This is a genomic window from Lacticigenium naphthae DSM 19658 (genome assembly GCF_000425865.1).
GTDB classification, from domain to species: domain Bacteria; phylum Bacillota; class Bacilli; order Lactobacillales; family Carnobacteriaceae_A; genus Lacticigenium; species Lacticigenium naphthae.
Map to the genome: position 1 here is coordinate 1 of NZ_AUEG01000014.1, position 26,415 is coordinate 26,415.

The 26,415-nt window shown below is 37.9% G+C and carries 26 protein-coding genes, 1 rRNA gene and 2 riboswitches; of the genes, 6 read left to right on the forward strand and 21 right to left on the reverse strand.

Features of this window, described 5'->3' with window-relative positions:
- Window positions 1–217 (reverse strand): 16S ribosomal RNA (locus tag H626_RS0108145); the annotation flags it as partial.
- 483 nt (window positions 218–700) lie between these two features.
- On the reverse strand, window positions 701–1,435 hold the full coding sequence (locus tag H626_RS0108150) for an O-methyltransferase (protein WP_027108926.1): 735 nt from the start codon (window positions 1,433–1,435) through the stop codon (window positions 701–703).
- A gap of 146 nt (window positions 1,436–1,581) precedes the next feature.
- Between H626_RS0108150 and cbpA the strand changes: the two genes are divergently transcribed.
- Window positions 1,582–2,226, forward strand: a complete 645-nt coding sequence (gene cbpA, locus H626_RS0108155) for a cyclic di-AMP binding protein CbpA (RefSeq protein WP_027108927.1) — start codon at window positions 1,582–1,584, stop codon at window positions 2,224–2,226.
- Window positions 2,227–2,351: 125 nt separating this feature from the next.
- Here the strand turns inward: cbpA and H626_RS0108160 are convergent, their stop codons facing one another.
- The 14 genes from H626_RS0108160 to H626_RS0108225 form a co-directional block, all read right to left on the reverse strand.
- On the reverse strand, window positions 2,352–2,843 hold the full coding sequence (locus tag H626_RS0108160; protein WP_027108928.1) for a QueT transporter family protein: 492 nt from the start codon (window positions 2,841–2,843) through the stop codon (window positions 2,352–2,354).
- Window positions 2,844–2,848: 5 nt separating this feature from the next.
- Window positions 2,849–2,893, reverse strand: a riboswitch (PreQ1 riboswitch).
- A 75-nt stretch (window positions 2,894–2,968) separates the two neighbouring features.
- A complete protein-coding gene (locus H626_RS0108165; protein ID WP_027108929.1) occupies window positions 2,969–3,325 on the reverse strand; it encodes a type II toxin-antitoxin system PemK/MazF family toxin in 357 nt (118 codons plus the stop codon).
- Window positions 3,326–3,355: 30 nt separating this feature from the next.
- Window positions 3,356–3,610 carry a hypothetical protein gene (locus tag H626_RS0108170; protein WP_051237917.1) on the reverse strand — a complete coding sequence of 85 codons (255 nt, stop codon included), beginning with the start codon at window positions 3,608–3,610 and terminating at the stop codon, window positions 3,356–3,358.
- A 114-nt stretch (window positions 3,611–3,724) separates the two neighbouring features.
- On the reverse strand, window positions 3,725–4,081 hold the full coding sequence (gene acpS / locus H626_RS0108175) for a holo-ACP synthase (protein WP_027108931.1): 357 nt from the start codon (window positions 4,079–4,081) through the stop codon (window positions 3,725–3,727).
- A gap of 235 nt (window positions 4,082–4,316) precedes the next feature.
- Complete coding sequence (gene cshA, locus H626_RS10975; protein ID WP_035619056.1) at window positions 4,317–5,789, reverse strand: degradosome RNA helicase CshA; 1,473 nt, start codon at window positions 5,787–5,789, stop codon at window positions 4,317–4,319.
- 361 nt (window positions 5,790–6,150) lie between these two features.
- The gene (locus H626_RS0108185) at window positions 6,151–7,533 is read right to left on the reverse strand and encodes a UDP-N-acetylmuramoyl-tripeptide--D-alanyl-D-alanine ligase (protein WP_027108932.1); all 1,383 of its coding nucleotides are present in this window, start codon (window positions 7,531–7,533) and stop codon (window positions 6,151–6,153) included.
- Between the two features lie 22 nt (window positions 7,534–7,555).
- Window positions 7,556–8,617 (reverse strand): D-alanine--D-alanine ligase, encoded by a 1,062-nt coding sequence (locus H626_RS0108190; RefSeq protein WP_027108933.1) that lies wholly within the window; start codon window positions 8,615–8,617, stop codon window positions 7,556–7,558.
- 198 nt (window positions 8,618–8,815) lie between these two features.
- On the reverse strand, window positions 8,816–9,076 hold the full coding sequence (locus H626_RS0108195) for a type B 50S ribosomal protein L31 (RefSeq protein ID WP_027108934.1): 261 nt from the start codon (window positions 9,074–9,076) through the stop codon (window positions 8,816–8,818).
- Between the two features lie 115 nt (window positions 9,077–9,191).
- On the reverse strand, window positions 9,192–10,454 hold the full coding sequence (gene rho / locus H626_RS0108200; protein ID WP_027108935.1) for a transcription termination factor Rho: 1,263 nt from the start codon (window positions 10,452–10,454) through the stop codon (window positions 9,192–9,194).
- A gap of 10 nt (window positions 10,455–10,464) precedes the next feature.
- Window positions 10,465–11,736 (reverse strand): UDP-N-acetylglucosamine 1-carboxyvinyltransferase, encoded by a 1,272-nt coding sequence (locus H626_RS0108205; RefSeq protein WP_027108936.1) that lies wholly within the window; start codon window positions 11,734–11,736, stop codon window positions 10,465–10,467.
- 345 nt (window positions 11,737–12,081) lie between these two features.
- Entirely contained in the window at window positions 12,082–12,630 is a 549-nt protein-coding gene (locus tag H626_RS0108210) for a biotin transporter BioY (RefSeq protein ID WP_027108937.1), read from the reverse strand.
- Window positions 12,631–12,841: 211 nt separating this feature from the next.
- On the reverse strand, window positions 12,842–13,699 hold the full coding sequence (fba, locus tag H626_RS0108215; RefSeq protein WP_027108938.1) for a class II fructose-1,6-bisphosphate aldolase: 858 nt from the start codon (window positions 13,697–13,699) through the stop codon (window positions 12,842–12,844).
- A gap of 164 nt (window positions 13,700–13,863) precedes the next feature.
- The gene (rpoE, locus tag H626_RS0108220; protein ID WP_027108939.1) at window positions 13,864–14,439 is read right to left on the reverse strand and encodes a DNA-directed RNA polymerase subunit delta; all 576 of its coding nucleotides are present in this window, start codon (window positions 14,437–14,439) and stop codon (window positions 13,864–13,866) included.
- Between the two features lie 46 nt (window positions 14,440–14,485).
- Window positions 14,486–14,926: a YwiB family protein gene (locus tag H626_RS0108225; protein WP_027108940.1), complete on the reverse strand. Its 441-nt coding sequence runs from the start codon at window positions 14,924–14,926 to the stop codon at window positions 14,486–14,488.
- Window positions 14,927–15,121: 195 nt separating this feature from the next.
- Between H626_RS0108225 and H626_RS0108230 the strand changes: the two genes are divergently transcribed.
- From H626_RS0108230 to H626_RS0108245, 4 genes are all read left to right on the forward strand, one after another.
- Window positions 15,122–15,991 carry a lipoate--protein ligase family protein gene (locus H626_RS0108230; RefSeq protein WP_035619058.1) on the forward strand — a complete coding sequence of 290 codons (870 nt, stop codon included), beginning with the start codon at window positions 15,122–15,124 and terminating at the stop codon, window positions 15,989–15,991.
- The gene (locus H626_RS0108235) at window positions 15,988–17,373 is read left to right on the forward strand and encodes an HD domain-containing protein (RefSeq protein ID WP_035619059.1); all 1,386 of its coding nucleotides are present in this window, start codon (window positions 15,988–15,990) and stop codon (window positions 17,371–17,373) included. Before H626_RS0108230 ends, H626_RS0108235 begins: the two co-directional genes overlap by 4 nt.
- A 7-nt stretch (window positions 17,374–17,380) precedes the next feature.
- A complete protein-coding gene (yidA, locus tag H626_RS0108240; protein WP_027108943.1) occupies window positions 17,381–18,214 on the forward strand; it encodes a sugar-phosphatase in 834 nt (277 codons plus the stop codon).
- 87 nt (window positions 18,215–18,301) lie between these two features.
- Window positions 18,302–18,745, forward strand: a complete 444-nt coding sequence (locus H626_RS0108245) for an organic hydroperoxide resistance protein (RefSeq protein WP_027108944.1) — start codon at window positions 18,302–18,304, stop codon at window positions 18,743–18,745.
- A 39-nt stretch (window positions 18,746–18,784) separates the two neighbouring features.
- On the opposite strand, the gene H626_RS0108250 is transcribed toward H626_RS0108245, so the two are convergent.
- The 5 genes from H626_RS0108250 to H626_RS0108270 all read right to left on the reverse strand — a co-directional run bounded on the left by H626_RS0108250 (window position 18,785) and on the right by H626_RS0108270 (window position 23,421).
- Window positions 18,785–19,324: a folate family ECF transporter S component gene (locus H626_RS0108250; protein ID WP_027108945.1), complete on the reverse strand. Its 540-nt coding sequence runs from the start codon at window positions 19,322–19,324 to the stop codon at window positions 18,785–18,787.
- A gap of 52 nt (window positions 19,325–19,376) precedes the next feature.
- Window positions 19,377–19,477, reverse strand: a riboswitch (THF riboswitch).
- 147 nt (window positions 19,478–19,624) lie between these two features.
- Complete coding sequence (locus tag H626_RS0108255; protein ID WP_027108946.1) at window positions 19,625–20,197, reverse strand: 5-formyltetrahydrofolate cyclo-ligase; 573 nt, start codon at window positions 20,195–20,197, stop codon at window positions 19,625–19,627.
- A complete protein-coding gene (locus H626_RS0108260; RefSeq protein ID WP_027108947.1) occupies window positions 20,194–21,060 on the reverse strand; it encodes a bifunctional 5,10-methylenetetrahydrofolate dehydrogenase/5,10-methenyltetrahydrofolate cyclohydrolase in 867 nt (288 codons plus the stop codon). Before H626_RS0108260 ends, H626_RS0108255 begins: the two co-directional genes overlap by 4 nt.
- Before the next feature lie 24 nt (window positions 21,061–21,084).
- Window positions 21,085–21,729: a cyclodeaminase/cyclohydrolase family protein gene (locus H626_RS0108265; RefSeq protein ID WP_027108948.1), complete on the reverse strand. Its 645-nt coding sequence runs from the start codon at window positions 21,727–21,729 to the stop codon at window positions 21,085–21,087.
- Between the two features lie 15 nt (window positions 21,730–21,744).
- On the reverse strand, window positions 21,745–23,421 hold the full coding sequence (locus tag H626_RS0108270) for a formate--tetrahydrofolate ligase (protein WP_027108949.1): 1,677 nt from the start codon (window positions 23,419–23,421) through the stop codon (window positions 21,745–21,747).
- A 395-nt stretch (window positions 23,422–23,816) separates the two neighbouring features.
- On the opposite strand from H626_RS0108270, the gene H626_RS0108275 reads away from it, so the two are divergent.
- Window positions 23,817–26,414, forward strand: a complete 2,598-nt coding sequence (locus H626_RS0108275; RefSeq protein WP_027108950.1) for a vitamin B12-dependent ribonucleotide reductase — start codon at window positions 23,817–23,819, stop codon at window positions 26,412–26,414.
- Window position 26,415 lies beyond the last annotated feature (1 nt).

Genomic DNA, 26,415 nt, shown 5'->3' on the forward strand with positions numbered 1-26,415 from the left:
GCCATCTTTTATAAAAAAACCATGCGGTTTCTTTAGTTATGCGGTATTAGCATCCGTTTCCGGATGTTATCCCCCTCTCATGGGCAGGTTCCCCACGTGTTACTCACCCGTTCGCCACTCTTCCACTCTCTGCAAGCAGAGAGCTTCAGCGTTCGACTTGCATGTATTAGGCATGCCGCCAGCGTTCGTCCTGAGCCAGGATCAAACTCTCGTTAAAGTGTTTGTGACTCAATTTGAATGTTACGTTATTTCTTTTGCAAATTTTACTTTGCCTGTGTTGTCTTAATTAAAAATCAAGACACCTGCACATTTGATTGTGTTTGCTTTGTTCAGTTTTCAAAGGTCAATTCATCGTCGCCGTTATCAGCAACTTTTATATCATACTATTTATTGTGCGTCAGTGTCAAGAGTTTTTTTGAATTTCTTCAAAGGTATGACCACTCATTGTGAGCGCTCTCTTCCTTGCTGACTTCTAATAGTATAGCACTGTCTCATTCCAAAAGTCAAGGGAAATTTTGTTGTTTTCAAGTGACTTATTTATCATTCAGTCGTTTTGCGACGACAAGGATTACTTTACCACCTTTTTTCACCTGGGTCAATATCTTTTTTGAAAGTTGCTAAAAAAAATGACGTCTATACTATCTTACCCTAATAAAATAGACCTTCCATTTTTCCAGTTTTTTATTCCTTGATTTTTCAGTTATGCCTTTGGATCATCATGCTGGTCCGTCCTTTTTTTTAACATGAAAGAAAAATCTGCATCTTCTTCCTTTGTAATCATTAGTAGACCATCACCTAAGGGTAGTATAGTCGCGTTCAAGGCTGGGTGATTTAGGACTACTTCTAAAAACTGATTGAGTTTCTTGTGAATCTTTTTTCTGCTTCGAGGAATATTTTCAGTCTCTTGTAAGATGGTTCCTCCCTGTAATACATCGTCAATGGCTATTACTCCGCCGACTTTTAACACTCTCATGCAATGTGGGAAGAAATCATAATATTTTGCTTTTGCACTATCCATAAAAATGAAGTCATATGATTCATCCAATTCTTGTAGCACTTCTTCTGCTTGTCCCTTAATTAAACTGATTTTGTTACTATTTTTCATTTTCTTGAAATTCTTTTCTGCTTTTTCAATCATTGTCGGATTTCTTTCAATGGTTGTTATTTGACCCTCGTCAGGTAAAAATTGTGCCATCAATCCTGCAGAAAATCCTATAGCTGTTCCAATTTCCAAAATATTTACCGGTTTATAAAGAGGCAAAAACCATTCTAAAAAACGGACAGTTTCATGAGGTATCACGGGAACACGTTTTTTGTTTGCTTCATTTTCTATAGCACCTAGTGGACCGGTCAACTGTCTTTGCTTTGTTCGTAAATAATCCCTAACAGCTTTATCTATGACTGGCCTATCCATCATTTCATTCAATTTTCTCATTTCCCACACTCTTTCTGAGTTTTTGAATTGTCAAACCTTATTTCTAATTGTCATTTTAAAAATTTTATTATGTAAAAGAGACAGTTATTGTGTTATTATCATATTAAAATATGAAATTATAGTTAAAAAAAAAGGAGAAAATTATAATGTTAATAAAATCACTTGCTATTCCTAAGAAAAATGTCGTTACCGTTAATGAAAAAGCTACTTTGGAAGAAGCCATTGGGATACTAGAAGACGTAGGCTACCGTTGTGTCCCTGTTCTAGATGATTCAGGAAAGATTTTCAGAGGGAATATTTATAAGATGCATATCTATCGTCATAAAGCGAATGGCGGAGATATGACTTTACCCGTTACACATTTACTTAAAAACGCTACTAAATATATTCACATTGATTCTTCTTTTTTCAAAGTATTCTTTATGATCAAAGACCTTCCTTATATTTCTGTTCTTGATAAAAACAACCATTTTTATGGGATTCTTACTCATAGTTCTCTTTTGGATATGCTCCAACAATCTTGGAGTATCGATTCTGGAAGTTATGTTTTAACTATTGCATCAAAAGGTACAAAAGGTGATTTAACAAATATTTCTAAAATCATTAATCGCCATTGTTCGATAATCAGTGTAATTACATTGGACAACAAACGCGAGAATATGTTGCGTAGAACAATCATGACTCTGGAACCTGGCGTGGAAAAAGAAACTGTTGATTTGATCTCAAATCAATTAGATAAAAAAGGATTCCAAATTGTTGAAATAGAAGATTTACACAATGCAGAAGATTAAAAGTTACTTTTACCGTATGAAATAAGATCATCCGCATCATACTTTTCCAAAAGGTGTCATCTTTAACGGTTACCTCTATTGTATCAACAAAAAAACTTTCGTACAAAAAATGTACGAAAGTTTTTTTATTTTTCCATTATTTTTGAAAAGTGTAGTTTGCTGTTTATGTAAAGCATGAGAGGAACACCAAGTCCCATAACTACAAGTTCTCCGATTGCTACTGATAAGTAACTCAGCCAAAACGGAAATTCTAATGCTAAGTATAGTTCCCACGCAATTAAGAATGAACCTATTGCGAAAGAGAGAGTATTGATTGTCATTCGAAGCTTGAGAGACATTTGTTTCGAAGAAAAAATAGCTAATAAGCCAAACGAAAAGAGCGTATGTCCTACCCCAAAAACCAAATCAAAAAGAACGATTTGCGAAAAAAATAAATTCGATATAAAAACGCCTAATACGACTCCTACTATATATTTCTTATTAAAGACAGCTAAGTGATTAAAAATTTCTGCTACTCTGAATTGAATTACACCAAAAGATATGGGCGTTAACACACCCGTTACAGTAACATATAACGCGGCTACTAGGGCATTATAAACCCACTGTTTTGTTTTCATTCATGTTCCTCCTAGTTTTTTTCCGTGGGATGGTTACGAACCACGTCAAACTTTTTTTATTACCACAGTATGATTTGCTTTTTTACAAGTAAAGAGTTAAATAATATCTGCTCACTTTTCCCAGTTTAGTCTTTAAACTGATTTTTTAACCCAACACTGATAGCTAATGCATCATCGACGTCAAACATCAATCGATAATCTAAATGGGTCACTTTATCTTTTAGTCTCTGTTTGTCAATCGTTCTGACTTGTTCTAATAATACCACTGAATCCTTATCTAAGCCCGTTTCTTCAGCAGAAATCTCTACATGTGTTGGCATTTTTCCTTTTTGGATTTTCGTCGTGATGGCCGCGACAATAACTGTCGGGCTATAGCGATTTCCAACATTGTTTTGGATAATTAGAACAGGTCGCATACCTCCCTGTTCCGATCCCACAACTGGTGATAGATCTGCGTAGTATATATCTCCCCTTTTTACCATAGGTAAATCCTCCCCAAAGGCTCCTTGTAGTTAGATGTGAGAACTGGCTCCCGTTTCACAATCGCCATATTCTAAGCAAATATCGAGATTGATTTGAGCCATTTCTGTGTATCCCTTCCGCATGGTGTCCATTGTTTTTATGCTATCTTTTAAGAAACATTGCACTAAGCTTCCTACTAATTCCTCTTCATCAATATCCGTAGACTCACAGTATTGCTGAAAATCTTTATAAATCTTTTTTTCAACTTCAATCGTCAGCTTTTTGCTTTCATTGCTCTCCATCATATAGATTACCTCCCTAAGGGTACATCTGGTTAAAAAAAGTGTCTGTTTATTAACTAGTGTACCATGAAGAAAATTTATTTTGAACAAGTCGTTTATTAAAAAATAAAGAAACTCTTAGTGATTTTTTTCTAATATTACTTGCGCAGCTGCGACGCTATCCGTATGAGTGATGGACACAAAACTGTTCCCTTCAAATGGACTCCGTGTAACAGTCGGCTTGTTATCTTTATCTGGTAAAATTTCGATATCTTGAAATCCAACTTTCCCTATTCCTGTACCCATTGCTTTACTATAGGCTTCTTTAGCAGCGAATCTTCCTGCTAAAAATTCCATTTTTCGTTTTTCGGGATAGCGAGAAAAAAGTGCATGCTCAGCTGCTGTAAGCACTCGCTCTGAAAACGATTTCTTGTTTTCGTAAGCCTCCTTGATTCTACTTATTTCGATAAGATCTAAGCCGATTCCAATAATCATTTTGGACTCCTCTTTATATGTATATCTTTTTATTTGCTTCCTTGGTAATAGTTAACCAACACTATGTTATCAAACATTTATACAAAAGTCATATATAATTCCCTGATTATAGAAAAAGCTTTCATCATAACTTCGATGGGTCCTTGTAAAAGCAAGCAATACACCCCAATTCATTTAATTAAAAAATGAAAAAGATTGAAGCCGAAGCCTCAATCTTTTTACACTTTAGTTATTTTTAGTTGCTTTTCTTTGGATTCGGTTTGCTGCGGTGGCTACCTTTGTGGCCTCCCTGACTATTTTTGCGGTCACGGTCACGGCCTCCACGATCATTTTTACGACGGCTATTCCCTTTGTATCCACCTTTTCCTCCACGGCTTCTTCCTTGTTTGTTTGGTAGAGGTCTTTCTGGTGTGATCTTAACAGGAACATCACTTGGATCTTTAACCATTTGTTTCACTAAAGCTGCTGCTAAATCTTCAGCAGAATAAGAATTAAGCAAACGGTCCGCTGCTAATTTATAGCTGTCCAAACCATTTTTTTCAATCATAGTATTGATATCAGCCATAGCTGTTACCAATTGACTTTCAAGTGCTTCATCATCAGTTGGCGGACGAAGAGGAGTCATTGTTTGTTTTGTTAACCCTTCGATCGTGCGCAAATAACCCATTTCATTCGGAGTTACCAACGTGATGGATATTCCGTCTGCACCTGCACGGCCTGTACGGCCAATTCTATGAACATAACTTTCAGGATCTTGAGGTATATCATAGTTATAAACATGTGTCACGCCTGTAACGTCTAATCCACGTGCAGCTACATCGGTAGCAACTAAGATATCAACTTTTCCACTTTTAAAGGTTTTTAATACACTCATACGTTTACTTTGAGATAAGTCTCCATGAATTCCTTCAGCGCTAAATCCACGCATCTCTAATCCTTTAGCTAATTCATCTACACGTCTTTTAGTACGCGCAAAAACAATAGCAGCACCAGGATTGTCAACATCCATTAAGCGAGTCATGACATCAAATTTTTCATTATCGCGTGCTTTTGTAAAATATTGTTTAATATTTGTAGCAGCTAATGTTTTACCTTTGATGCGTACTGTTGCAGGTTGTTTCATGAAACGAACACCGATACGTTTGATTGCATCCGGCATTGTAGCAGAAAACAACAAAGTTTGACGTTCTGTAGGAGTTTCTTTAATAATCGATTCTATGTCTTCAATGAATCCCATATTAAGCATTTCATCAGATTCGTCTAAGACAAGTGTTTCAACTGAGTCAAGTTTCAATGTTTTCCGACGAATATGGTCTAATAAACGCCCAGGTGTTCCCACCACGATATGCGGAGAATCTTTCAATCCTTTAATTTGACGACGGATATCTGCTCCACCATATACAACTTGTACTTTAACTTTTTTATCTTTACCCAAGCGGAATAATTCTTCTTGAGTTTGGATAGCTAATTCACGTGTAGGTGCAATTACCAATCCTTGTACTGATCGATTGCTTAAATCGATTTTTTGTAACATTGGCAACCCAAAAGCAGCTGTCTTACCAGTTCCTGTTTGTGCTTGACCAATAATGTCCTTATTTTCTAAGGCCATCGGAATTGTTTGTTCCTGAATAGGGGTCATTTCTTCAAAGCCTACTCTTTCGATAGACTTCAGTAATTCTGTTGATAAATTGAGTTCATTAAATTTCACTCGGTTTCCTCCTGTTGTTTCTTAAATTATCTGTTAGGAAACAAGGACAGTCATTTCATCGCATAAGTAAATCTTTTTAATTCTTTTAAATTATACGTTTCGTAGTCTCATTTCCAGGCAGATTTATAGTCCGCCGTCCATAGAAAAAAACCTAGTACACATCTCCATTATATGAATCAGCACACTAGGAAAAGTAGTTCGTTTCTTTTCATAACGATTGATCTAGTAGTTATCTTTTTTTTTCGAACGGTCTAATGACTGGCGAACCAGTATTCTTTAAACATCTTATCATGCCACACAACTGTTTTCAAACATTATTCACTAAAGATGAAATGAATACGTTTTTAGTCTTTTTCGGCTGTCACATCTTTGCCTTTAATTTTTCTACCACCTGTAATAGATTTGTTCCAAAGCTAGATTTCACGAGAACGCAGTCACCTGGCTGAGCAACTTTTTTAACCAAATCAACCAGGTGATCTTTATTTTCTTTTTCATAAAACAATCTTTCTTCAGGAAAAGCATGTTGCAATTGTTCATATAAGTAGTGCATCTCTTTCCCATATAGAAAAATAGTATCTATATGCTGGGAATCGATTGCTTCTCCGATACTCTCATGTAAATTTTTAGAAAAATCACCTAGCTCCAAGACATCACCTAATATTGCAATCTTATTTCCTGGAACAGTCATATCCCCGAAATAACGCAAAACAGCTTTCATAGAAGTTGGGCTAGCATTATATGCATCATTCAGCAACTGTATCCCATTCACTCCATCGATCCATTCCACTCTATTCTTCGTCAACTGGAAGTGTTCGAGACCTTTTGCGCACTCTTCGTAAGAAATATCCAGTGTTTCTCCTACCAATAGAGCAGCTAGAGCATTATTCACATTATATTTTCCAATAATAGGTAACTTTATCTGTTTGTTTACATCTTTTGTTGTTTTGAAATAAGTTTCCTTCAATTTAGCTTCAACATCTAGGCTCGCTAACGTGAAGTCCTCTGATTCTCCAAAGGTCTTAACAAATTGTGTAGGAAGGACCTGAATGTTTTCAGTTAGTAAGGGTTCGTTCCCCGGAATGATCACCGTTCCCTTTTCTTTTAATCCTTCCACAATTTCCAGTTTTGCTAAAGCAATACCTTTTCTTGAACCTAAATTTTGAATATGAGATTCTCCGATCATTGTGATTACAACGACCTCCGGCTCTGCTAAATGCGAAAGAAAAGAAATTTCCCCTTTTTCGCTCATCCCCATCTCCAACACTAATGCTTCTGTATCTATTGGCATATCCAGGATCGTAATCGGCATTCCAATCTCATTATTGTAATTTCCTTGTGTTTTGTACGTTCGATATTTTTGCTGTAACACACTGTATGTCATATCTTTTGTAGTCGTTTTCCCATTGCTTCCTGTTATCCCAACTACTCTGGGATTGATTTTTTCGAGGAAATATTTTGCTAGTTGTTGAAGAGCTTGAAGCGTATCTTCCACAAATATCACAGGAAAATCTTTAGGAGCTTCTTCTTTCGGTAAGCTCCACAATGTCGCAGTAGCTCCAGCTGAAATGGCTTCCTGAATAAATTCATGTCCGTCTCGGTTCCCTTTTAAAGGTACAAAAAGCGCGTCTGTTCCAATTTTCCGTGTATCAAACGCTACCTGATTTATTCGAATACTATTCCATTCATTGTTATGATCTAACGCGCTGACTGCATCCGCTATTTCTTTTATTGTAAGTCTAGACATCTGATCCACGATCCTTTTCCCATTATTCGCGTTCTCTAGCAGCATAGGAGTTTTTTTCTTCGTGCCGTTGCAACCCTAGCTGGATGAGTTCTTCAATTAAATCACCATAGGCTAATCCTGTTTTCTCCCATAAGCGAGGATACATGCTAAATTGGGTAAATCCGGGGAAAGTATTGATTTCATTAATGTAGATTTTCCCATCTTTGGTCAAGAAGAAATCAACTCGGCTCAATCCATTTCCTTCAATGGCCAGAAAAGCATCTGCTGCGTATTTGCGCAACTGTTTCTTCACTTCAGGAGTTACATTTGCTGGAATTTCCAAAGTTACCTCGTTGTTTAGGTACTTCGCCTTGTAATCGTAAAAGGATTGTTCTTTGACAAGTTCGCCTGGAACCGAAGTGTTGATATCTTCATTTCCGAGGACTGCGACTTCTAATTCCCGAGCATCGATTCCTTGTTCAACGACAATATGGCGATCGTACTCGAAAGCGAATTGAATAGCTTTTTCTAATTCACTGGGAGTTGTTGCTTTAGATATTCCGATACTCGATCCAAGGTTTGCTGGTTTTACAAACATCGGATAGACTAAAGCATCTTCGCAAGCTCCCATACTTTCTTCTTTATTTACACGCCAATCTGCTTTCCGGATAGATATATAGGGGACTTGAGGTATACCTGCTGCATTAAACAGTTTTTTACTGACTGCTTTATCCATGCCGCATGCGCTCGTTAACACACCCGCTCCAACATAAGGAACAGACATCATTTCTAGCATCCCTTGAATCGTTCCGTCTTCACCGTTGGGCCCATGTAAAACTGGAAAAGCTATTGAATCTGGTGCTTTTAATTGCATTAAGTCGAATGCTTTTGCTTCTGTTCCTAGCTCCAACACCATTTCTTCTTTTGTAAGTAGATTCTCCGCAGAATGAATCATTTCCCCTGCTATCCAATCGCCCTCGCGCGTTATATAGACGGGCTGGACTGTGTAATAATCATAATAGATTTCTTTTAAAATTGAGTGAGCCGACAGGATAGAAACATCGTGCTCTGCACTTTTTCCTCCATATATAAGAAAAATATTCATCATGAATTCCTCCAAAGGTTTTCTTTTTCATTTCAGTTTCTCTTATTTTATCACAATTCTACTTCTACACAACGAGATAAGATTAAATATTATCCAGAAAACGAAAGGGACAAGCTCAGTAAAGACCTTACTTTTCATTGAGTCATTCGGGCAGGACAAATAAAAAAAGGTTGGGAAGAATCCCAACCTTTTTTTGAATTAGTCTTTGTTTTTGTCTGTATAACCGTATTTTTTGTTGAACCGATCCACACGTCCGTCTGCTTGAGTGAACTTTTGGCGTCCAGTATAGAAAGGATGAGAATCAGAAGAAATTTCAACACGTAATAATGGGTATTCATTTCCATCTTCCCACTCAACGGTTTCTTTTGATGTTTGAGTAGAACCGATTAAGAATTTTGTTCCTGTAGATGTATCCATAAAGACAACTTGTCTGTATTCTGGATGAATTGATGGTTTCATATTTTTTCACTCCTTGTGCCCTGATCCATTTGCTGTACCAGAGTTATTTTGTCGTTAGACAACATCTTAAATAATATCATGCTACACATTTTTTTGCAACTCTGTAAATCGAATTTTATTTTTTATTTGTACGAATAGCATCTAAAAAATCTTTGTTCGTTTCATATTTTTTTAATTTTTTTATGAATTGGTCTGTATAGTCGAGAGAATCTCCTCGCATCGCTCTTCTGAAAGTAAATAAACTATCCAAATCTTTTTCGGATAAGAGAAGTTCTTCCTTACGAGTGCCTGATCGCTGAATATCTATAGCCGGATAAATCCGTCTTTCAGCCAGCTCTCTTGAAAGATGAAGCTCCATATTCCCTGTACCTTTGAACTCTTCATAAATCACATCGTCCATCCGGCTTCCTGTATCTACCAAGGCGGTAGCAATGATCGTCAAACTTCCGCCCTCTTCTATGTTACGCGCAGCTCCAAAAAAGCGTTTAGGTCGATATAGTGCAGCTGGATCGATCCCGCCACTCAATGTCCGGCCACTTGGAGACTCCACAAGGTTGTATGCGCGCGCAAGCCGCGTAATACTATCCATTAAAATGACCACATCTCGTTTATCTTCTACTAACCGCATGGCTCTTTCGAGTACGAGTTCGCTCACACGCACATGGTTTTGCGGTTGTTGATCAAAAGTGGATGAGACCACCTCACCTTTGACACTTCTTTCGATATCCGTTACTTCTTCTGGACGCTCATCGATCAACAACATAATTAATTCTACATCTGGATGGTTCTGCATGATTCCATTTGCAACTTCTTTTAACAAAGTTGTTTTCCCTGCTTTAGGGGGGGCAACCAGTAATCCTCTTTGTCCAAATCCAATAGGTGAGATCATATCAATGATCCGCGTGGACAGTTTAGAGGAACTTGTTTCCAACTGAATTTTACGATTCGGATACAATGGTGTTAATGCTGGGAAATGAGACCTCTCCTTTGAAGTTTCTGGATCTGAATCATTCACTTTATTAACTTGCATTAGTCCATAATAACGCTCGGAAGATTTTGGTGGTCGTGCCGTCCCAGAGACTTTATCCCCATTGCGCAAGGAAAAACGTTTGATTTGAGAAGCCGATATATAGATATCTTCCTTGCTCGGCGTATAATTGATCGGACGCAAGAATCCAAAATCTTGCTGATTCATAATATCTAATACACCTTCCACTTGGAAGTATCCTTGTTTTTCTTCTTGAGCACGGATTACAGCTAAAGAAAGTTCTTTTTTATTCATTTGACTATAGTATGGTATTTTTAAATCTTTAGCATGTTGATAAATCTCTTTAAGTGTTTTCTCTTCTAGTTCACTTAGCGTTAAAATCTCTCCCATTCGTACTCTCCTATTCTTTTGACATTTCCATTGCAATGTCAGCGCCTAAATCAGATAATTTTTCAATAATGTGATCATACCCGCGTAAGATATTGTCGATTTCGGTTATTTCTGTTTTTCCTTCAGCCATTAATCCAGCTACGACCAATGCTGCACCCGCTCTTAAATCACTAGCAGCTACTTCGGCACCGGTTAAGCTAGCGCCTCCGTTTATTAAAATCAAATCACTTTCTACTCGTGCATCACCACTCATCCGATTTAACTCAGGTATGTGTTTGACACGTTTAGGATAAATCGTATCTTCAATTAATGATTGTCCTTCTGCTTTCATTAACAGAGGTGTTAGTGGTTGTTGTAAGTCAGTAGCAAAACCTGGATACGGCAAAGTTTTTATGTGGATTCCTTTTAGAGATTCCGGCTCATGGACAACAATATAATCTTCTCCAATTTCTAAAGGAACGCCCATCTCTTCCATTTTCGCTAGCAAACCTTCAATATGTTCTACTATCACATTTCTTACAGTAACTTTTTTTCCCATTGCAGCTGCAATTATGAGATAAGTTCCCGCTTCAATTCGATCAGGAATGATTGTGTGCCGACAGCCGTTTAAAGATTCCACTCCTTCTACTCGAATCGTATCCGTCCCAGCACCACGGATTTTAGCTCCCATATTATTTAGCAAAGTTGCTACATCAATAATCTCTGGTTCACGTGCAGCATTTTCAATTATTGTTTTCCCTTTTGCTTTGACCGCTGCTAGCATCACATTTATTGTCGCTCCAATGGATACTACATCAAAATAAACTCGCGTACCAACTAGCCCTTGCTCATCTGTGGTTAAGTACATTGCGCCCATCTCATTTTCTACTGTAGCTCCTAGCGCACGAAAGCCTTTTAGATGTTGATCGATCGGACGTGGACCAAGAAAACATCCTCCAGGCAAACCAACAACTCCTTGCCCAAACTTTGTAAGTAAGGCTCCCATGAAATAATATGAAGCACGTAAGCTTTTGATTTTTCCACTCGGCATCGGCACTGAAACCATATCAGTTGGGTCGATCACTAATGTGGATCCGTCAAAATCAGTGTGCACATTCATATCGTTTAAAATTTCAATCAAAGAATGGACATCCTGTATATTGGGAACTCCCTCTAACGTTACCGGCGAATCAGCTAATATTGAAGCTGGGATCAATGCGACCGTGCTATTTTTCGCTCCACTAATTGTTACTTCTCCCGAAAGCTTTTTGCCTCCGTGTATTACTATTTTATCTGCAGTCATGAATTACCCTCGCTTTTTTCTGTAAAATAATTGACTATTCCTATACTCTTCTTGTCTTGCATCTCCAAAAATTGCTTAGCTTAAAAAAGGTTTATGGTTTTGTTTAAAAGGAAGGAAAACAGAGAAGAAGAGATGTAATAGCCCATCTGATGATAGTCGTGTAGTTTTTTAATTTTAAATTTATTTTTTTAACATTGTATGTAGATTCCCTTCAACTAGAGTGAAAGCGAATCTATTTACATTGTACAGTATCTTATAATTAGATACAATAATTAAAGAAGCCCCCCTTACTATTTTGTGAGCTCACAAAATAGTAAGGGGGGCTTCTAAATTTATTTCATTTTTCTATTTCAGCTGTCGAAACTTTCTTGGCAATCGTTTATACACTAGCACTGCTCCCACTACCTTGAGACTATCTAAAGGAAGAAAGGAAAGAATACTTCCTGAAGCAACTACTTTCCAACTAATTGGATTTCCTTGAACTAGATTGAGTATCCAATACGTATAATTTATTCCTGAAAAATAGATGATCCCTAACCCTATTAATGCAACCACAATTATCTTAATAAACGAATCTTCTTTATTTGCTTGGCTACCAATTAGAGGCGCTGCTAAAAGTGCTCCCAACAAGTAGCCAAATGATGGTCGAAAAATCGAATGCAACCCTCCGATTCCGCCGGCGAAAACTGGAAATCCCAACAACCCTAAAAAAACATAAGCGGCTATCGTCATTACTCCTTTCTTCCAGCCCAATAAAAGAGGGATAAAAATAAAGAAAAAAGTTTGTAGGGTAATCGGTACCGGTCCAATCGGAAAAATAACCACCGAAAAGATTCCGAGCAAAGCCACCATCAATGCACTTAAAACGATAGACTTCGAATGGTTTAGTTTCATTTTTTTACCAACTTTCCACGAAATAAATAATCGGATTTCTTAGTTAGTTTACATGCAACAGTTAGAAGGTTCAATACTCCTCAAATCGAAACACGTGATTTATTCACTTGTGCATAAAAAAACAGCAACACAAACTCCATTATCTATCAAAAACGCGAAAAAAGGGGAAGAGACGGGTAATCGTCTCTTCCCCTTTTTTCTTTTTTCTCTATTAAGCTTGGTTAGATGAACCAAATTCTTTCATTTTTTCTTTAACAGAGTCAGTGATGTTTTGTTTTCCTGGTCCAATAATTTTTCTTGGATCATAAACTTTAGCATCATTCGCAATAACTTCACGAACACGTTTTGTCCATACTTGTTGTAATTCAGTATTTACATTAATTTTTGAGTGTCCAAATTCAATTGCTTTTTTGATTTGATGAGTAGGAATTCCTGAACCACCGTGTAATACAAGTGGAGCTCCTGTTAAGTCAGAAATTTCTTTCATTTCGTCAAAGCCCAATACAGGTTCTCCAACGTAGTCACCATGGACAGATCCTAAAGCTGCTGCTAATGCATCAATTTTAGCTTCCACAACCATACGTTTACAGTCGTCAGGGTTTGCATACATAACTCCACCAGTAACGCCATCTTCAGTACCACCAACGGTACCCACTTCGGCTTCTACTGAAGCACCTTTTGAATGAGCATATTCCACAACTGATTTAGTTGCTTCAATGTTTTTATCAATTGGATATTTTGAGTTATCGATCATAACTGATGAAAAACCAGCTTCGATAGCTTCTTTACATTTTTCAAAAGATGAACCATGGTCTAAATGTAGTGCTACAGGAACGGTAATGTTCATTGTATTCATCAAAGCGTTGACCATAGCGGAAACAACTTCAAACCCACCCATGTATTTTGCTGCGCCTTCGGAAACTCCTAAAATCACTGGTGATTTTTCTTCCTCTGCTGCAGTTAAAACAGCTTGAGTCCATTCAAGGTTGTTAATGTTGAATTGACCAACAGCGTATTTGTTTTCTAATGCTTTATTAAGCATGTCTGTCATACTGACTAATTTAGTCATTTGTTTTCCTCCTTTAAATTTTGGATCTCTTTTCAGAAAAGCCTCATATTCTAAGCTTTTCACGACACTTTCATTATAGCAAAAATATGGAGAATTACCACTAAAAGAAAAGCAATTTATCAAATAAATTTGATAAATTGCTTTAATCGACTTTAAACAAACGCTTATGCCTCTTCTTCTTCATCGTCTTCATCAATAATAGTAAGGCCTTTTAATTCTTCGTCGTCTTCGTCATCATCGTCAATTTCAGAAAGATCTTTTTTATACTCACCTAAATCTTCATCATCATCATCATCAACCATGACACCATGTTCATCTACTTCAACGCGATCACCATATTCAATTTCGTCGTCATCGTCTTCTATATCATCATCTTCTATATCTTCATCGTATCCATCAAAATCGCCATATTTTTTCTTGCGTTTTTTGCGACGAGGACGTTCATCTTCTTCATCATTATCGTGTGTGATCTCTTCATCGATAGAATTCAGCGGATACCATTCGCGGAGTCCCCAACGGTTTTCCCCTAACGAAATAAACCGTCCATCAATATTCAAATCTGTATAAAATTGTCCTTTACCTGCTTTGACTTCTTTATCACTTAGTTCTAAATAACTAGCCACTAATTTTGAGATATCATTAAAGTCAATTACTTTTCCTTGTTCTTCTAAAATTGCCAGCGCGACATCTATCATTGCTAATTCATTTTTATTTTGCCCTTTGAATTTCATTAATTCCACAAGGTACACATCCCTTCTAAAAAGTTTACTCTTCATCTTAACCGATTCACGTAGTAAAACGCAATCGCAAATGATAATCCCCTAATTTTTGTTCGCTCATATGCAAAGAATAATCTACATAGACTCTACCAGAAAAAGGACGGTCATAATAACTAATTTTCACATTTGTCGTTTGAATATCTACTGGTAAGATGCCAACTGGCGTTTTATATTGCGTTTGTGTAACTTTATCTCTATCAAATCTCAATCGTGTAGTCATTTCACCCCTGCGAATCAAGCTCACTATCCCATCCGCTTCTACTTTTATAGTAACTGGTATGGATTGTTCTTCATGTTTTTCCTCATAGCGTATATAGTAGCTCCCATTCATTTCTACTACTCTACCTGGTTCACTAAACTGATGATGCTGCTGTTCGTCGTTTTGGAACAATGTTGTCTCCATGTGGATTTCAGCAGGTAAGCCATTTTTCAAGTTGGAAGAAATCATTTCACTTCCCCTTTCTATCATCCGCTCAATATTATTGAACTTCTTTTCTATTTTATCACAAATCTCCTCTAAAATAACTAAACAAAATCCTTCTCAAAAAAAGTTTAGCGAGAAACTTTCCTTAAATTAAGCACTGTTTAAACAGAATCTGCTATACTAAATAAGAAATAACTAGAGATAAAAGGAAATGATTAAATGAAAATCGAAGATTTAGATATGTTCTTCCCATATAATAGCTCTGTAGTTTATGATGCCTTGACCATGCCCTATCAGGACCCTTATCTTTCTCATTTTGCCTTAACCGATACCCTGATTGAACTTGCAGACAGTCAACATCAAAGCTCCCTTCACTTTTGGACTGAAAAAGATCTGATTGTTCTCGGAATGATGGATTCTAAATTACCTTTCTTGAAGAAAGGTTTGGATTTTTTTAAGGAGAACCGCTACTCTTACATGGTTCGAAATTCAGGTGGTCTAGCTGTGGTTAGCAATGAAGGGATTTTAAACTTTTCAATTATTCTTCCCACTCCTTCTACTCGAACATTTACTATTAATGAAGGCTATCAACTCATGCATGGAATTATCCAAAAAGCATTTGAAGAATATGGACAGAACATCACAGCCATTGAAATCCCCCAGTCCTATTGTCCCGGAGATTATGATCTCAGTATCAACGGTAAAAAGATAGCTGGAATAGCACAAAGACGCATCAGGGGTGGAGTGGCCATTATGATATATATTAGCATTTCCGGGAACCAGGATGAACGGGGTCAACTCATTCGTTCTTTTTATAAAGAAGGACTTCAAAACAAACAGGTTAAGTGGGACTTTCCAGATGTAGATCCCAACGTGATGACTACACTTTCAGAAGCCTTACACACAGAGTTCACTGTAGAACAAGCGAAAGAAAAAATCTCACGTGTGTTTCAACTTAACGGGATATCCTTACATCCAGCTAAGTACACTCAAGAAAACACAAAAATTTATCAAAAGAATTTAACGAAAATGATAAAACGCAATGAACAACTGTTTGATAAAACGATCAAGAAAGAGGCCTCTTTATGAGTATAAAAAATTCTTTAACAATGCCACTTCCAATTGAAAAAGTTTTTCGCGATCCTGTTCATGATTATATTCATATTCAACATAAACTCTTCCTAGATTTAATTGACACAAAAGAATTTCAACGGTTGCGTCGCATTAAGCAATTAGGCACATCTCAGTTTACCTTTCATGGTGCTGAGCATTCTCGCTTCTCCCATTCACTCGGCGTATATGAAATCACACGACGGATCTGTGATAAATTTGTCCGGAATTTTCCTGCTTCTGAACATGGTGAATCTGGCTGGGATGATTCTGAACGTTTTGTCGCTTTGAGTGCAGCATTATTACATGATATTGGGCATGGGCCATACTCACATACTTTTGAAGAGATTTTTGAAACCAACCATGAAGCTCTAACGGTTTCCATCATTCTATCTCCTGAAACAGAAGTTCACCAAGTACTCGTAAAAGTCTCATCCGATTTTCCAGAAAAAGTAGCCAGTGTTATTCAACAAACTTATCCGAATCCACAAGTTGTTCAATTGATTTCTAGCCAAATCGATGCGGATCGGATGGATTATTTGCAAAGGGATGCTTATTTTACAGGTGTCAATTATGGGAATTTTGATTTAACTCGAATTTTGCGTGTCATTCGCCCTTCAAAAAATGGCATTGCTTTCCAAATCCAAGGGATGCATGCTGTGGAGGATTATATTGTTAGTCGCTATCAGATGTATATGCAAGTTTATTTCCATCGTGTGTCTAGGGGAATGGAGGTCACTTTAGAACGCCTGCTCAAGCGTGCAAAAGAGCTTTACCATGAAGCAAACCCTCCTCTTGCTGTCGGCTTATTGGAACCTTTTTTCACAGAAACCTTTACGTTAAATGATTACTTGAACTTAGATGATGGTGTCTTGACTACCCAGTTTATCCATTGGCAGTCACATCCCGATCCTATTTTAAGTGACTTAGCGAAGCGGTTTTTAAATCGGAGACCGTTAAAGTCGATCATGTTTAATAGCGAGACGGACCAAGCTGCAATCAAAAAACTCCAACAACTCATTTCGAGTGCTGGCTATAATATTGATTACTACACAGCTTTTAACAATAGCTATGATTTACCCTATGATTTTTATCGACCAAATAAACAGGGACCACATAAAACTCAAATTGAATTGATGTATCCTGAAGGAGAAATCGTTGAATTAAGTGAAATTAGTGAAGTAGTGAAATCTTTAGCTGGTAAATTTAGTGGGGATGAGCGGTTTTATGTCCCGAAAGAATTTTTGGAATTTTCTGAGGATGCAGAACTTACTTTGTTCGACCCGCTCGTTAAGGAGTTCAGAAATTATATAAAAAATGGTACAATACTTGTTGTAGAAAAAAAGATTAAAAGGAGCTAGTAAAAATATGTCATCCATAAAAATCATTGCTATCGATATAGACGGGACTCTTCTAAATAGTGAGCTCAAATTACAAGAACCTGTAAAAGAAGCTATACAAAAAGCAAAAGCTTCAGGAATCAAAATCGTCCTGTGTAGTGGCCGCCCACTTCCAGGTGTAAAACCTTATTTAAAAGAATTGAATTTAACCGATGAAGGGGACTATGCCATCACTTACAATGGCGCGTTGGTGCAAACTTCTCATGATGGTAAAATAATCTCTCATCACACATTGGCCTATGATAATTTTCTTGAAGTTGAACGGACTGCTAAAAAAGCAGGTGTTCACTTCCATGGTATTAATGAGTTGGGTCTCTTCACTTCAAATAAAGATATCAGTCCTTACTCCGTCCGCGAGTGTTTTTTAAATGATATTCCTTTGTTTTATCGCACAAACGATGAGTTGGATACTTCCATGTCATATAGTAAAATGATGATGATCGATCCTCCGGAACAGCTAGAAAAAGCAATTGCGATATTACCGGAATCCTTTTACGAAAGATATACTGTCCTCAGAAGTGCTCCCTTTTATTTAGAGATTTTAAATAAAGAAGCAAGCAAAGGTCAAGCACTAAGAGACTTGGCTAACTTCTTAAACGTGCCAAGAGAAGAAGTGATGGCTATTGGAGATCAGGGAAATGATTTAGATATGATCGAATACGCTGGCATTGGTGTTGCTATGGGAAATGCTGTTGACTCCATCAAAGAAGCAAGTAATGTGATCACAGTCTCAAATGACGAAGACGGTGTAGCTCAAGCCATCTATCGTTACGCACTGGAAAACGAACAAGTTCGCAATTAAGTAAGTAGTGGTATCCGAACATCAATCCCTTTGGTTGGTGTTCTTTTTTTTTCTTGGTATACTTTTTAATAGAAAGGGGAATGATTCATGACAACAGAAAAAGAACAAGTTTATGAAGCAGTTGCTGTCAATACCGGTGGCCGCGATGGTGAAAGTCACTTGCTTGATCGTACGTTTGAAGTTCGCGTTTCTACTCCTAAAGATATGGGGGGACCTGGACAAGGAACCAACCCAGAACAATTATATGCAATGGGACATAGTGCCTGTTATCATTCGGCTTTAGAACATTACAAAGCCCAAGAGAAAATAACCAATCCTTCACAAATTATACAAACAGTACGTTTACTCAATGACCCTAGTGATGGCGGATTCAAACTTGCGAGCACGATCGAAGTCGCAATTAAAGATATGGATTTAGAAAAAGTACAAGTACTAGCTGAAAAAGCGCATGCTTACTGCCCTTACTCTAAAGCTACAAAGGGTAATGTAGATTATGTAATCCGTGCAATAGAATATGAAGAAGGTAAATAAATCAAAATAAAAAAATCCGGAGACTTTTCTCCGGATTTTTTATTTTTTTGCTGTAGAATGTTTGTGATAAATCCGTTGCAAGGTCGTGTTCTTTGTAACAATATAAATCAACACTACCCTCACCGGTGCAATGATCATATTTTGCAGGACCCGCGCTGGAAAAATCGCCATCCATGCTTCTTCATACATTAACACTAACCAAAAAGTGTTCAGCGTTAAATTGACCACGATCGTATTGAATAACACTGCTGCAATGATCCGGATCAAAGTCACTTTTTTCCGATGTAAGAAAAAACCATAGGACCAACCACCTAAGAATGCAGAAAGTGTAAACCCAATAAAAAAGATCCCTCCGCGATTAAATAATACTACGCCTAATAAATCGGTTAAGGCCGCGGCGATCCCTGCAGTCCATGGTCCGTATAGCATGCCGATCAAAGCGGAAGGAAGAAACCCGAAAGCTATTCGAGTAAAGGGAGTTTGTATGGCTAGGAAACGAGTTAGGATAATATCCATCCCCATCAATAAGCCGATGACCGCAATTGCCTGGGTAGTGTACACACGTTTGTTTTTTAACATTTTGAAGGCCTCCTTAATAGTAAAGAGTCCTCGCTCATCTTATAAGTTCAAGAAAAGCGGATGCGGGAAAAAATCGCAAAGCTCGATTCGAGCTTCTTCGTCTAAAGGCTACATCCCATCCTTTAGCACTTTACGCTTTATCCCTACTCTTTTTGCTTCGCTTTATTATACATCAAGTCCTTAGCTGACTCAATTCATCCTAAGGATTTGATAAAAAGCTATTGCACGTACATACGCTACATCTTTTGAAATCAATAATAGCAGCCAAATCAACGGTCTATACAACTATTCGATACCATCTTAGTCACACTCATGTACAGACAGGATCCTCTCTTCTAAAATCAAATAGTCTACTGGTATATCATGCGCTTCTATTGGTATTTTTTCATTCAGTTGATGCACAGAAAGTAAAGATACTGTAGTCTGGGGGAAATCCATTAAAAAGCGATCATAATAGCCTCCTCCAAATCCAATTCTATACCCTGAAGAATTGTAGATTACTCCAGGAACGATTAACAAATCGATGTTCTGTTTGGAAATTTTTTCCGTTTTTTCTGGTAAAGGTTCAATTAGCTGATAAAAACCTTTCTCCGTTTGAGAAAAGTCTTCAATCAAGTAAAACTCTAACTTTTTCGATTGTGGTACTGTTTTGGGGACAGCCACTTTCTTTCCTTCTATCCATCCTTGCCGGATTATCCTGTGCGTATCCCACTCCCCGTTATTTGAAATGGTCACCCCGATCACTTTTGCGTTTTTCCACAAAGAAGAAGAAAACAAATTTCTATGTATACTTGTTTCGATTTCTTCTCTTTCTTCTCTCGTCATACTGGTTAACCTTTTCATCATCTGCTTGCGGCATTCGTTTTTTTTCATTCACTAGCCAACTTCTTTAGGAAGCAGCGTGCAGATTGGACAACTTGTTTAGCTAAAATAGCTGTTGTAATAGCCCCCACTCCTCCAGGAACGGGTGTGATTGCCTCAACCTTTTTTATTACCTCATTATAACGAACGTCTCCACAGGGATTCCCTTCAGTATCGTATCCAAAACCTACATCGACAACCACGGCACCTTCTTTGACATGGTGTTCTGTAACTAAACCTAGCACACCTGTGGCCGAAATCACAATATCCGCTCCTTGTGTATATTTTTTAGTATCTTTTGTAAAAATATGGCACACACTGACTGTAGCTCCTCTATTTATAAGCATTAAAGCCAGTGGTTTTCCGACTACTGGACTACTGCCTATCACACAAATATCTTTTCCTTTTATATCTATTTCATAAAATTCTAACAGAGCTAGCACCGCTGCAGGGGTACTGGGAACATTGGCTTGGCTTGTTTGTTGCACTAGATGGCCCAAATTGGTCGACGATAGTCCATCTATATCTTTTTCGGGTGTGATGATTTCGGCAATTGTTTCTCGTGAGATACTTTGGGGTAAAGGCTGCATCACTAAGATCCCATGTATTGCTTCATCCTGATCGATCTTTATGAATTCTTTCACAAAGTCTTTTTCCGAAATGGTTTCTGGATAACTAAATAATTTGACCCGGATCCCAAGTTTTTTCATTTTTATTTTAGCAGCTTTCTCATAAGAAACAGAAGCAATCTCTTCTCCTACTCGCACGATAGCTATCATCGGTTCAATATTTCTACCCAGCAATTCCTGTACTTCTTTTTTTACATCACTTTCTATTCCATTTGCAACTGGTTTTCCCTTTAAAACAGTAGCCATCTCAATCCCCCCTTTCTTAATGCTTTAAATTGTCCATTCCCCTGTCTCCAAGTACCGCTTAGCCTGATTGTAATTGTTTTTCGCTTCAAGCATCCCTTTTTCACGAAGACTGTTTCCCTGATCTAGTAGAGTTTGTCTTTCCGTTTCATTTTTGATTCCTTTAGCGTTCACTAGGACATTCAGATAGGCTGTTTCTAGAACTGTTTGAGAGAACAAGGATCCAACCGCCAAATCATTTACGATCGAACCTTTGATTTTGTAATTCAGCAACCGGGTATAAAGTTGGTTTAATTGGATGATCTCCCGCATTAATTTGATAGGTGGTTGAGCAGCTTGAATTAATCCAGCTTGAATAGCTTGCTTGCGTTGCTGTTTCTGTACGGGAGTTGTTTTTGGCATGCGATAGGCTTTCATTACAGGCTCAAAAGCAAGTGCATCTTGTTTGATCAACTTTTCCATTACATGGCGATTTTCATGTGCTTGTTGCTTTATTTTTTCGAATTCAAGCACATCTATTTCACCTGTTTGCTTTGTGCTTTCTATGTCTGCAACCATATATGCAAGAGAGGCAGACAATCCGCCGATCAAAGCCGCTGCACTCCCCCCTCCTGGTTTTCCATCTCTAGCTTCTAATTGATTCATATATTCTTGAATTGTCCAGTTTTCCACATTCATTCCCCATTTTTAGAATAATCCACTGATTTTCCCATTTCCATCCACATCAACTACCTCAGCAGCAGGTATTTTCGGAAGTCCCGGCATTCTTAAAATATCTCCGGTAAACACAACAATAAATCCGGCTCCGGCAGAGACAGATAGATCCCGAATATTCACTGTAAAGTTCTCCGGTCTACCTCTTTTTACTTTATCATCCGATAAAGAATACTGTGTCTTGGCCATGCAGATAGGCATGCTCCCGTATCCGTCTCTTTCTAATTTCTTCATCGTTCTTTTTGCACTGACTGACCACTCTGTCTGGGATCCGCCGTAGATACGCTGAACAACTTTCTCTACTTTTTCCAATAAAGAATCACTCAGTTCATAAGCAAATTCAAAATGAGACGGTTGTTCACACATTTCTACAACAGCTTCGGCTAATTCTATACCGCCTTGACCACCTTGCGCCCAGACATTTGATAAAACAACATTGATCCCTTTTTCTTGACAAGCTTGTTTCAATGCATGTATTTCTTCAACTGTGTCTGTAGGGAATTGATTGATCGCTACAATTGTATTGATCCCATATACATCTTGCATATTTTCCACGTGCTTAAATAAATTAGGCATCCCCTTTAGCAAAGCATCTGCATTCTCATTATTCAGCTCCGCTTTCTTCACACCTCCGTGCATCTTCAGTGCACGAATAGTTGCGACTACGACCACAGCATCTGGTTCGATGTTTGCAGAACGACATTTAATATCTAAAAATTTTTCTGCTCCCAAGTCCGCTCCAAAACCAGCTTCTGTTACTACATAGTCAGCAAGATTCAACGCTGCTTTTGTGGCGACGACGCTATTGCATCCGTGTGCAATATTTGCAAAAGGGCCTCCATGAATAAATGCTGGTGTATGCTCTAGAGTTTGAACTAAATTCGGCTTAAATGCATCTTTTAAAAGAGCCGTCAATGCTCCCTCTGCATTCAATTCGCCTGCCGTAACGGGTTCATTTGCAAAAGTATACCCAACTACGATTTTTCTGATTCTTGCTTTTAATTCTTCCATCGATTCCGCTAGACAAAGGATGGCCATAATTTCAGAAGCGACTGTGATGTCAAAGCCATCTTCTCTCGGCATTCCGTTTGTTTTGCCGCCTAATCCGCTAATTATATTTCGGAGTTGACGGTCATTCATATCCATTACGCGTCTCCAAACAACTCTGCGGGGATCCAGTCCGAGGACATTTCCATAAAAAATATGATTGTCAATCAGTGCTGCCAACAAATTGTTTGCGGATCCGATTGCATGTATATCTCCTGTGAAGTGTAAATTAATGTCTTCCATTGGAACTACTTGCGCATATCCTCCACCAGCAGCCCCGCCTTTCATTCCAAAGACTGGTCCTAAAGAAGGTTCGCGCAATGCAATCATTGCTTTCTTACCGATTTGTTGTAATGCATCTCCTAACCCAACTGACGTTGTTGTTTTACCTTCCCCGGCAGGAGTAGGATTGATAGCCGTTACTAATATTAGTTTTCCTCTTCCCGCTTCTTCTTTCATTGCTATTTTTTCGTAATCTATTTTCGCTTTGTATTTACCATAATATTCTACTAGTTCATTATCAATAGCTAATTTTTCTGCTATCTTTGCGATAGGATGAAGATTTGCTGCTTGAGCGATTGAGATATCTGAGTATTGTTTCATGCAAAAACTCCTTATCTACTGATTTTTTAATGCGGTTTCATTATAACATAGCCCCTCTTTTATCTTGACAGTTTCTGTTCCTCCCTGAGAAAGAATTTATTTTCTCATCATTTTGTTACAAAAATGTATTATTTCAATTTTTTGCGAGTAAAATAGGTTTTTTAAATTGTTTATTTCCAAAAAATAAACTAAGCACATTCTACAAAAATATTCAATATTGAATTAGATACTATATCGTGTAAAATTAAAAAGGTCAGGCACAATATCGTGTGTTTTGAGTACATATCAATTGTTGGTAATTCTCTTTTGTTTTTAGTATACTCGAATAGAAAGCACAACATATTGTGTCTATGCGATGCGAACATAACTATATGTTGATAAGGAGTGAGGAAAAAATGGCAATAAATTCGCCTGCAACTGCGCGCGTTGATATCGAAAAATTGAATGAAGCAATCGCTTTGTTCCCACAAATTCATCCTGTAACGGAAGAAATGTCTATTACTCATAAAGGAGTATCAAGGATGGTCATGCTTGATCGCTATTCTTTTAAAGATACGTCCAAAATCACTTTGTCTGAAGGGGATTTAGTTGTATTAACAGTTAAGCCTGATCCAAAATATCCTGCTCGAGGCGTTGGATATATTCAGGAACTCCATCATTCAAAAAACGAAGCAACTGTTTTAATTGAAGACGAATATCGTCACAACATTGAAGATCCAGATTCTCAACAATCTGGTTTGGTAACTGTAAGTCTTGATCTTATTGAAAAACCTCTCGAGATTTTTTATGAACAAATCGCAAAAAGAAACGCGACTGGCCTTTCACAAACAGAAACGACTGAAGAGAAACGAAACGAGTCTTATCAAGATTTCTATAAACAGTTGAGCGAATTAAACTTTATTCCTGCAGGTCGCGTACTTTATGGTGCCGGTTCACAAACCGATGTGACTTACTTCAACTGTTACGTCATGCCATTTGTACCTGATTCACGTGAAGGTATTTCTGATCATCGTAAACAAGTTATGGAAATCATGAGTCGTGGAGGTGGCGTGGGAACAAATGGTTCCACATTACGCCCACGGAATACGTTAGCTCGTGGAGTAAACGGAAAATCTTCTGGTTCGGTCTCTTGGTTAGACGATATCGCAAAATTGACTCATTTAGTTGAACAAGGTGGTAGTCGCCGCGGTGCACAGATGATCATGTTGGCTGACTGGCATCCAGATATCATTGAATTTATTATCTCTAAAATGCAAAACTCTCGCGTATTGCGTTACCTCATCGAAAATACAAAAGATGAGCAAATTAAACAAATGGCCCAAGAAAAATTAAAATTCAAACCTTATACTGACCGGGAATTGTCGATGTATCAGGGTATTGTCAATTATAAAAACTTTCCTGGTTATGGCGGATTCCCAATCGAAGTAATCCATGATGCTGAAGCTAAATTACGTGATGGCGGTGTCTATACTGTCCACGATCCGGAATTTTTAACTGGGGCGAATATTACCGTTACTTTAACAGATGATTTCATGCAAGCTGTTGAGAACGATGCTCCTTGGCCACTTCGTTTCCCTGACGTAGAAAATTATTCTGCTGATGAAATGAAAGAATACAATGCACATTGGTCCGAAGTTGGGGATGTACGCGAATGGCAGATGGAAGGTTTTGGTGTGAAAACATACCGTACAATTCAAGCTCAAGAATTGTGGAAATTGATTAATATTTGTGCGACCTATTCTGCTGAGCCTGGAGTATTCTTTATCGACAATGCCAACAAACAAACCAATGCAAAAGCTTATGGACAAAAAGTAGTTGCAACCAATCCATGTGGAGAACAACCCCTCGCTCCCTATTCTGTTTGTAATTTAGCTGCCGTTAATTTAGCGAACATGGCTAATAGAGAAGAAGGAACCGTGGATTATGATAAACTTGTCCACACTGTTAAAACTGGTGTACGTATGCAAGACAACGTTATTGATGCTACTCCTTACTTCTTACCAGAAAACGAAAAACAAGCTCTAGGTGAACGGAGAATCGGGCTTGGAGTAATGGGGTTAGCTGACTTACTGATTTATACGAAAAATCGTTATGGATCTATTGAAGGAAATATATTAGTAGACAAAGTTTTTGAAACGATTGCTGTTTCTGCTTATGAAGAATCGATTGAATTAGCAAAAGAAAAAGGCAGTTTCCCTTTCTTGATAGGTGAAACTGAAGAAGAAACAATGAATCTGCGCCACCGTTTCATTGAAACGGGTTATATGAAGGGTATGCCTGAGCACGTTCGTCAAGGAGTATTAGATCATGGGATCCGTAATTCTCATCTCCTCACCGTTGCGCCTACAGGAAGCACTGGAACAATGGTTGGTGTAGCAACCGGTCTGGAGCCGTACTTTGCCTTCAAATACTTTAGAAGTGGACGATTGGGCAAATTTATTGAAGTTAATTCTCAAATTGTTCAGGATTATTTAGAACAACACCCCGAGGCTGATCCCGATCATCTACCTGATTATTTTGTAGCTGCAATGGATTTAGCACCTGAAGAACATGTGGATGTTCAAACAACGATTCAACGTTGGGTAGATAGTTCGATTTCTAAAACAGTCAATGCGCCAAAAGGCTATCAAGCCAGCCAAGTAGAAGGCATTTATGAACGTCTATACAAAGGCGGCGCAAAAGGCGGAACAGTCTATGTAGACGGTTCTAGAGATACACAAGTGCTAACTTTAAAAGCTGAAGAAAATGAAGTTGAAGAAACGACACTATTCCCCATTGAGGAAACACGCATAGTTGAAAACAAAGATGAATTACAAGAATTAGTTGCTCAGGCTGAAAGTGATCATATTCGTATGCATGGTCATACTGATGATACCGTTTATGGTTCAGATGTTGGCGACACCTGTCCTATATGCCGTAAAGGAATCGTTGAAGATATCGGTGGCTGTAATACTTGTACAAATTGTAATGCACAATTGCGTTGTGGACTTTAAG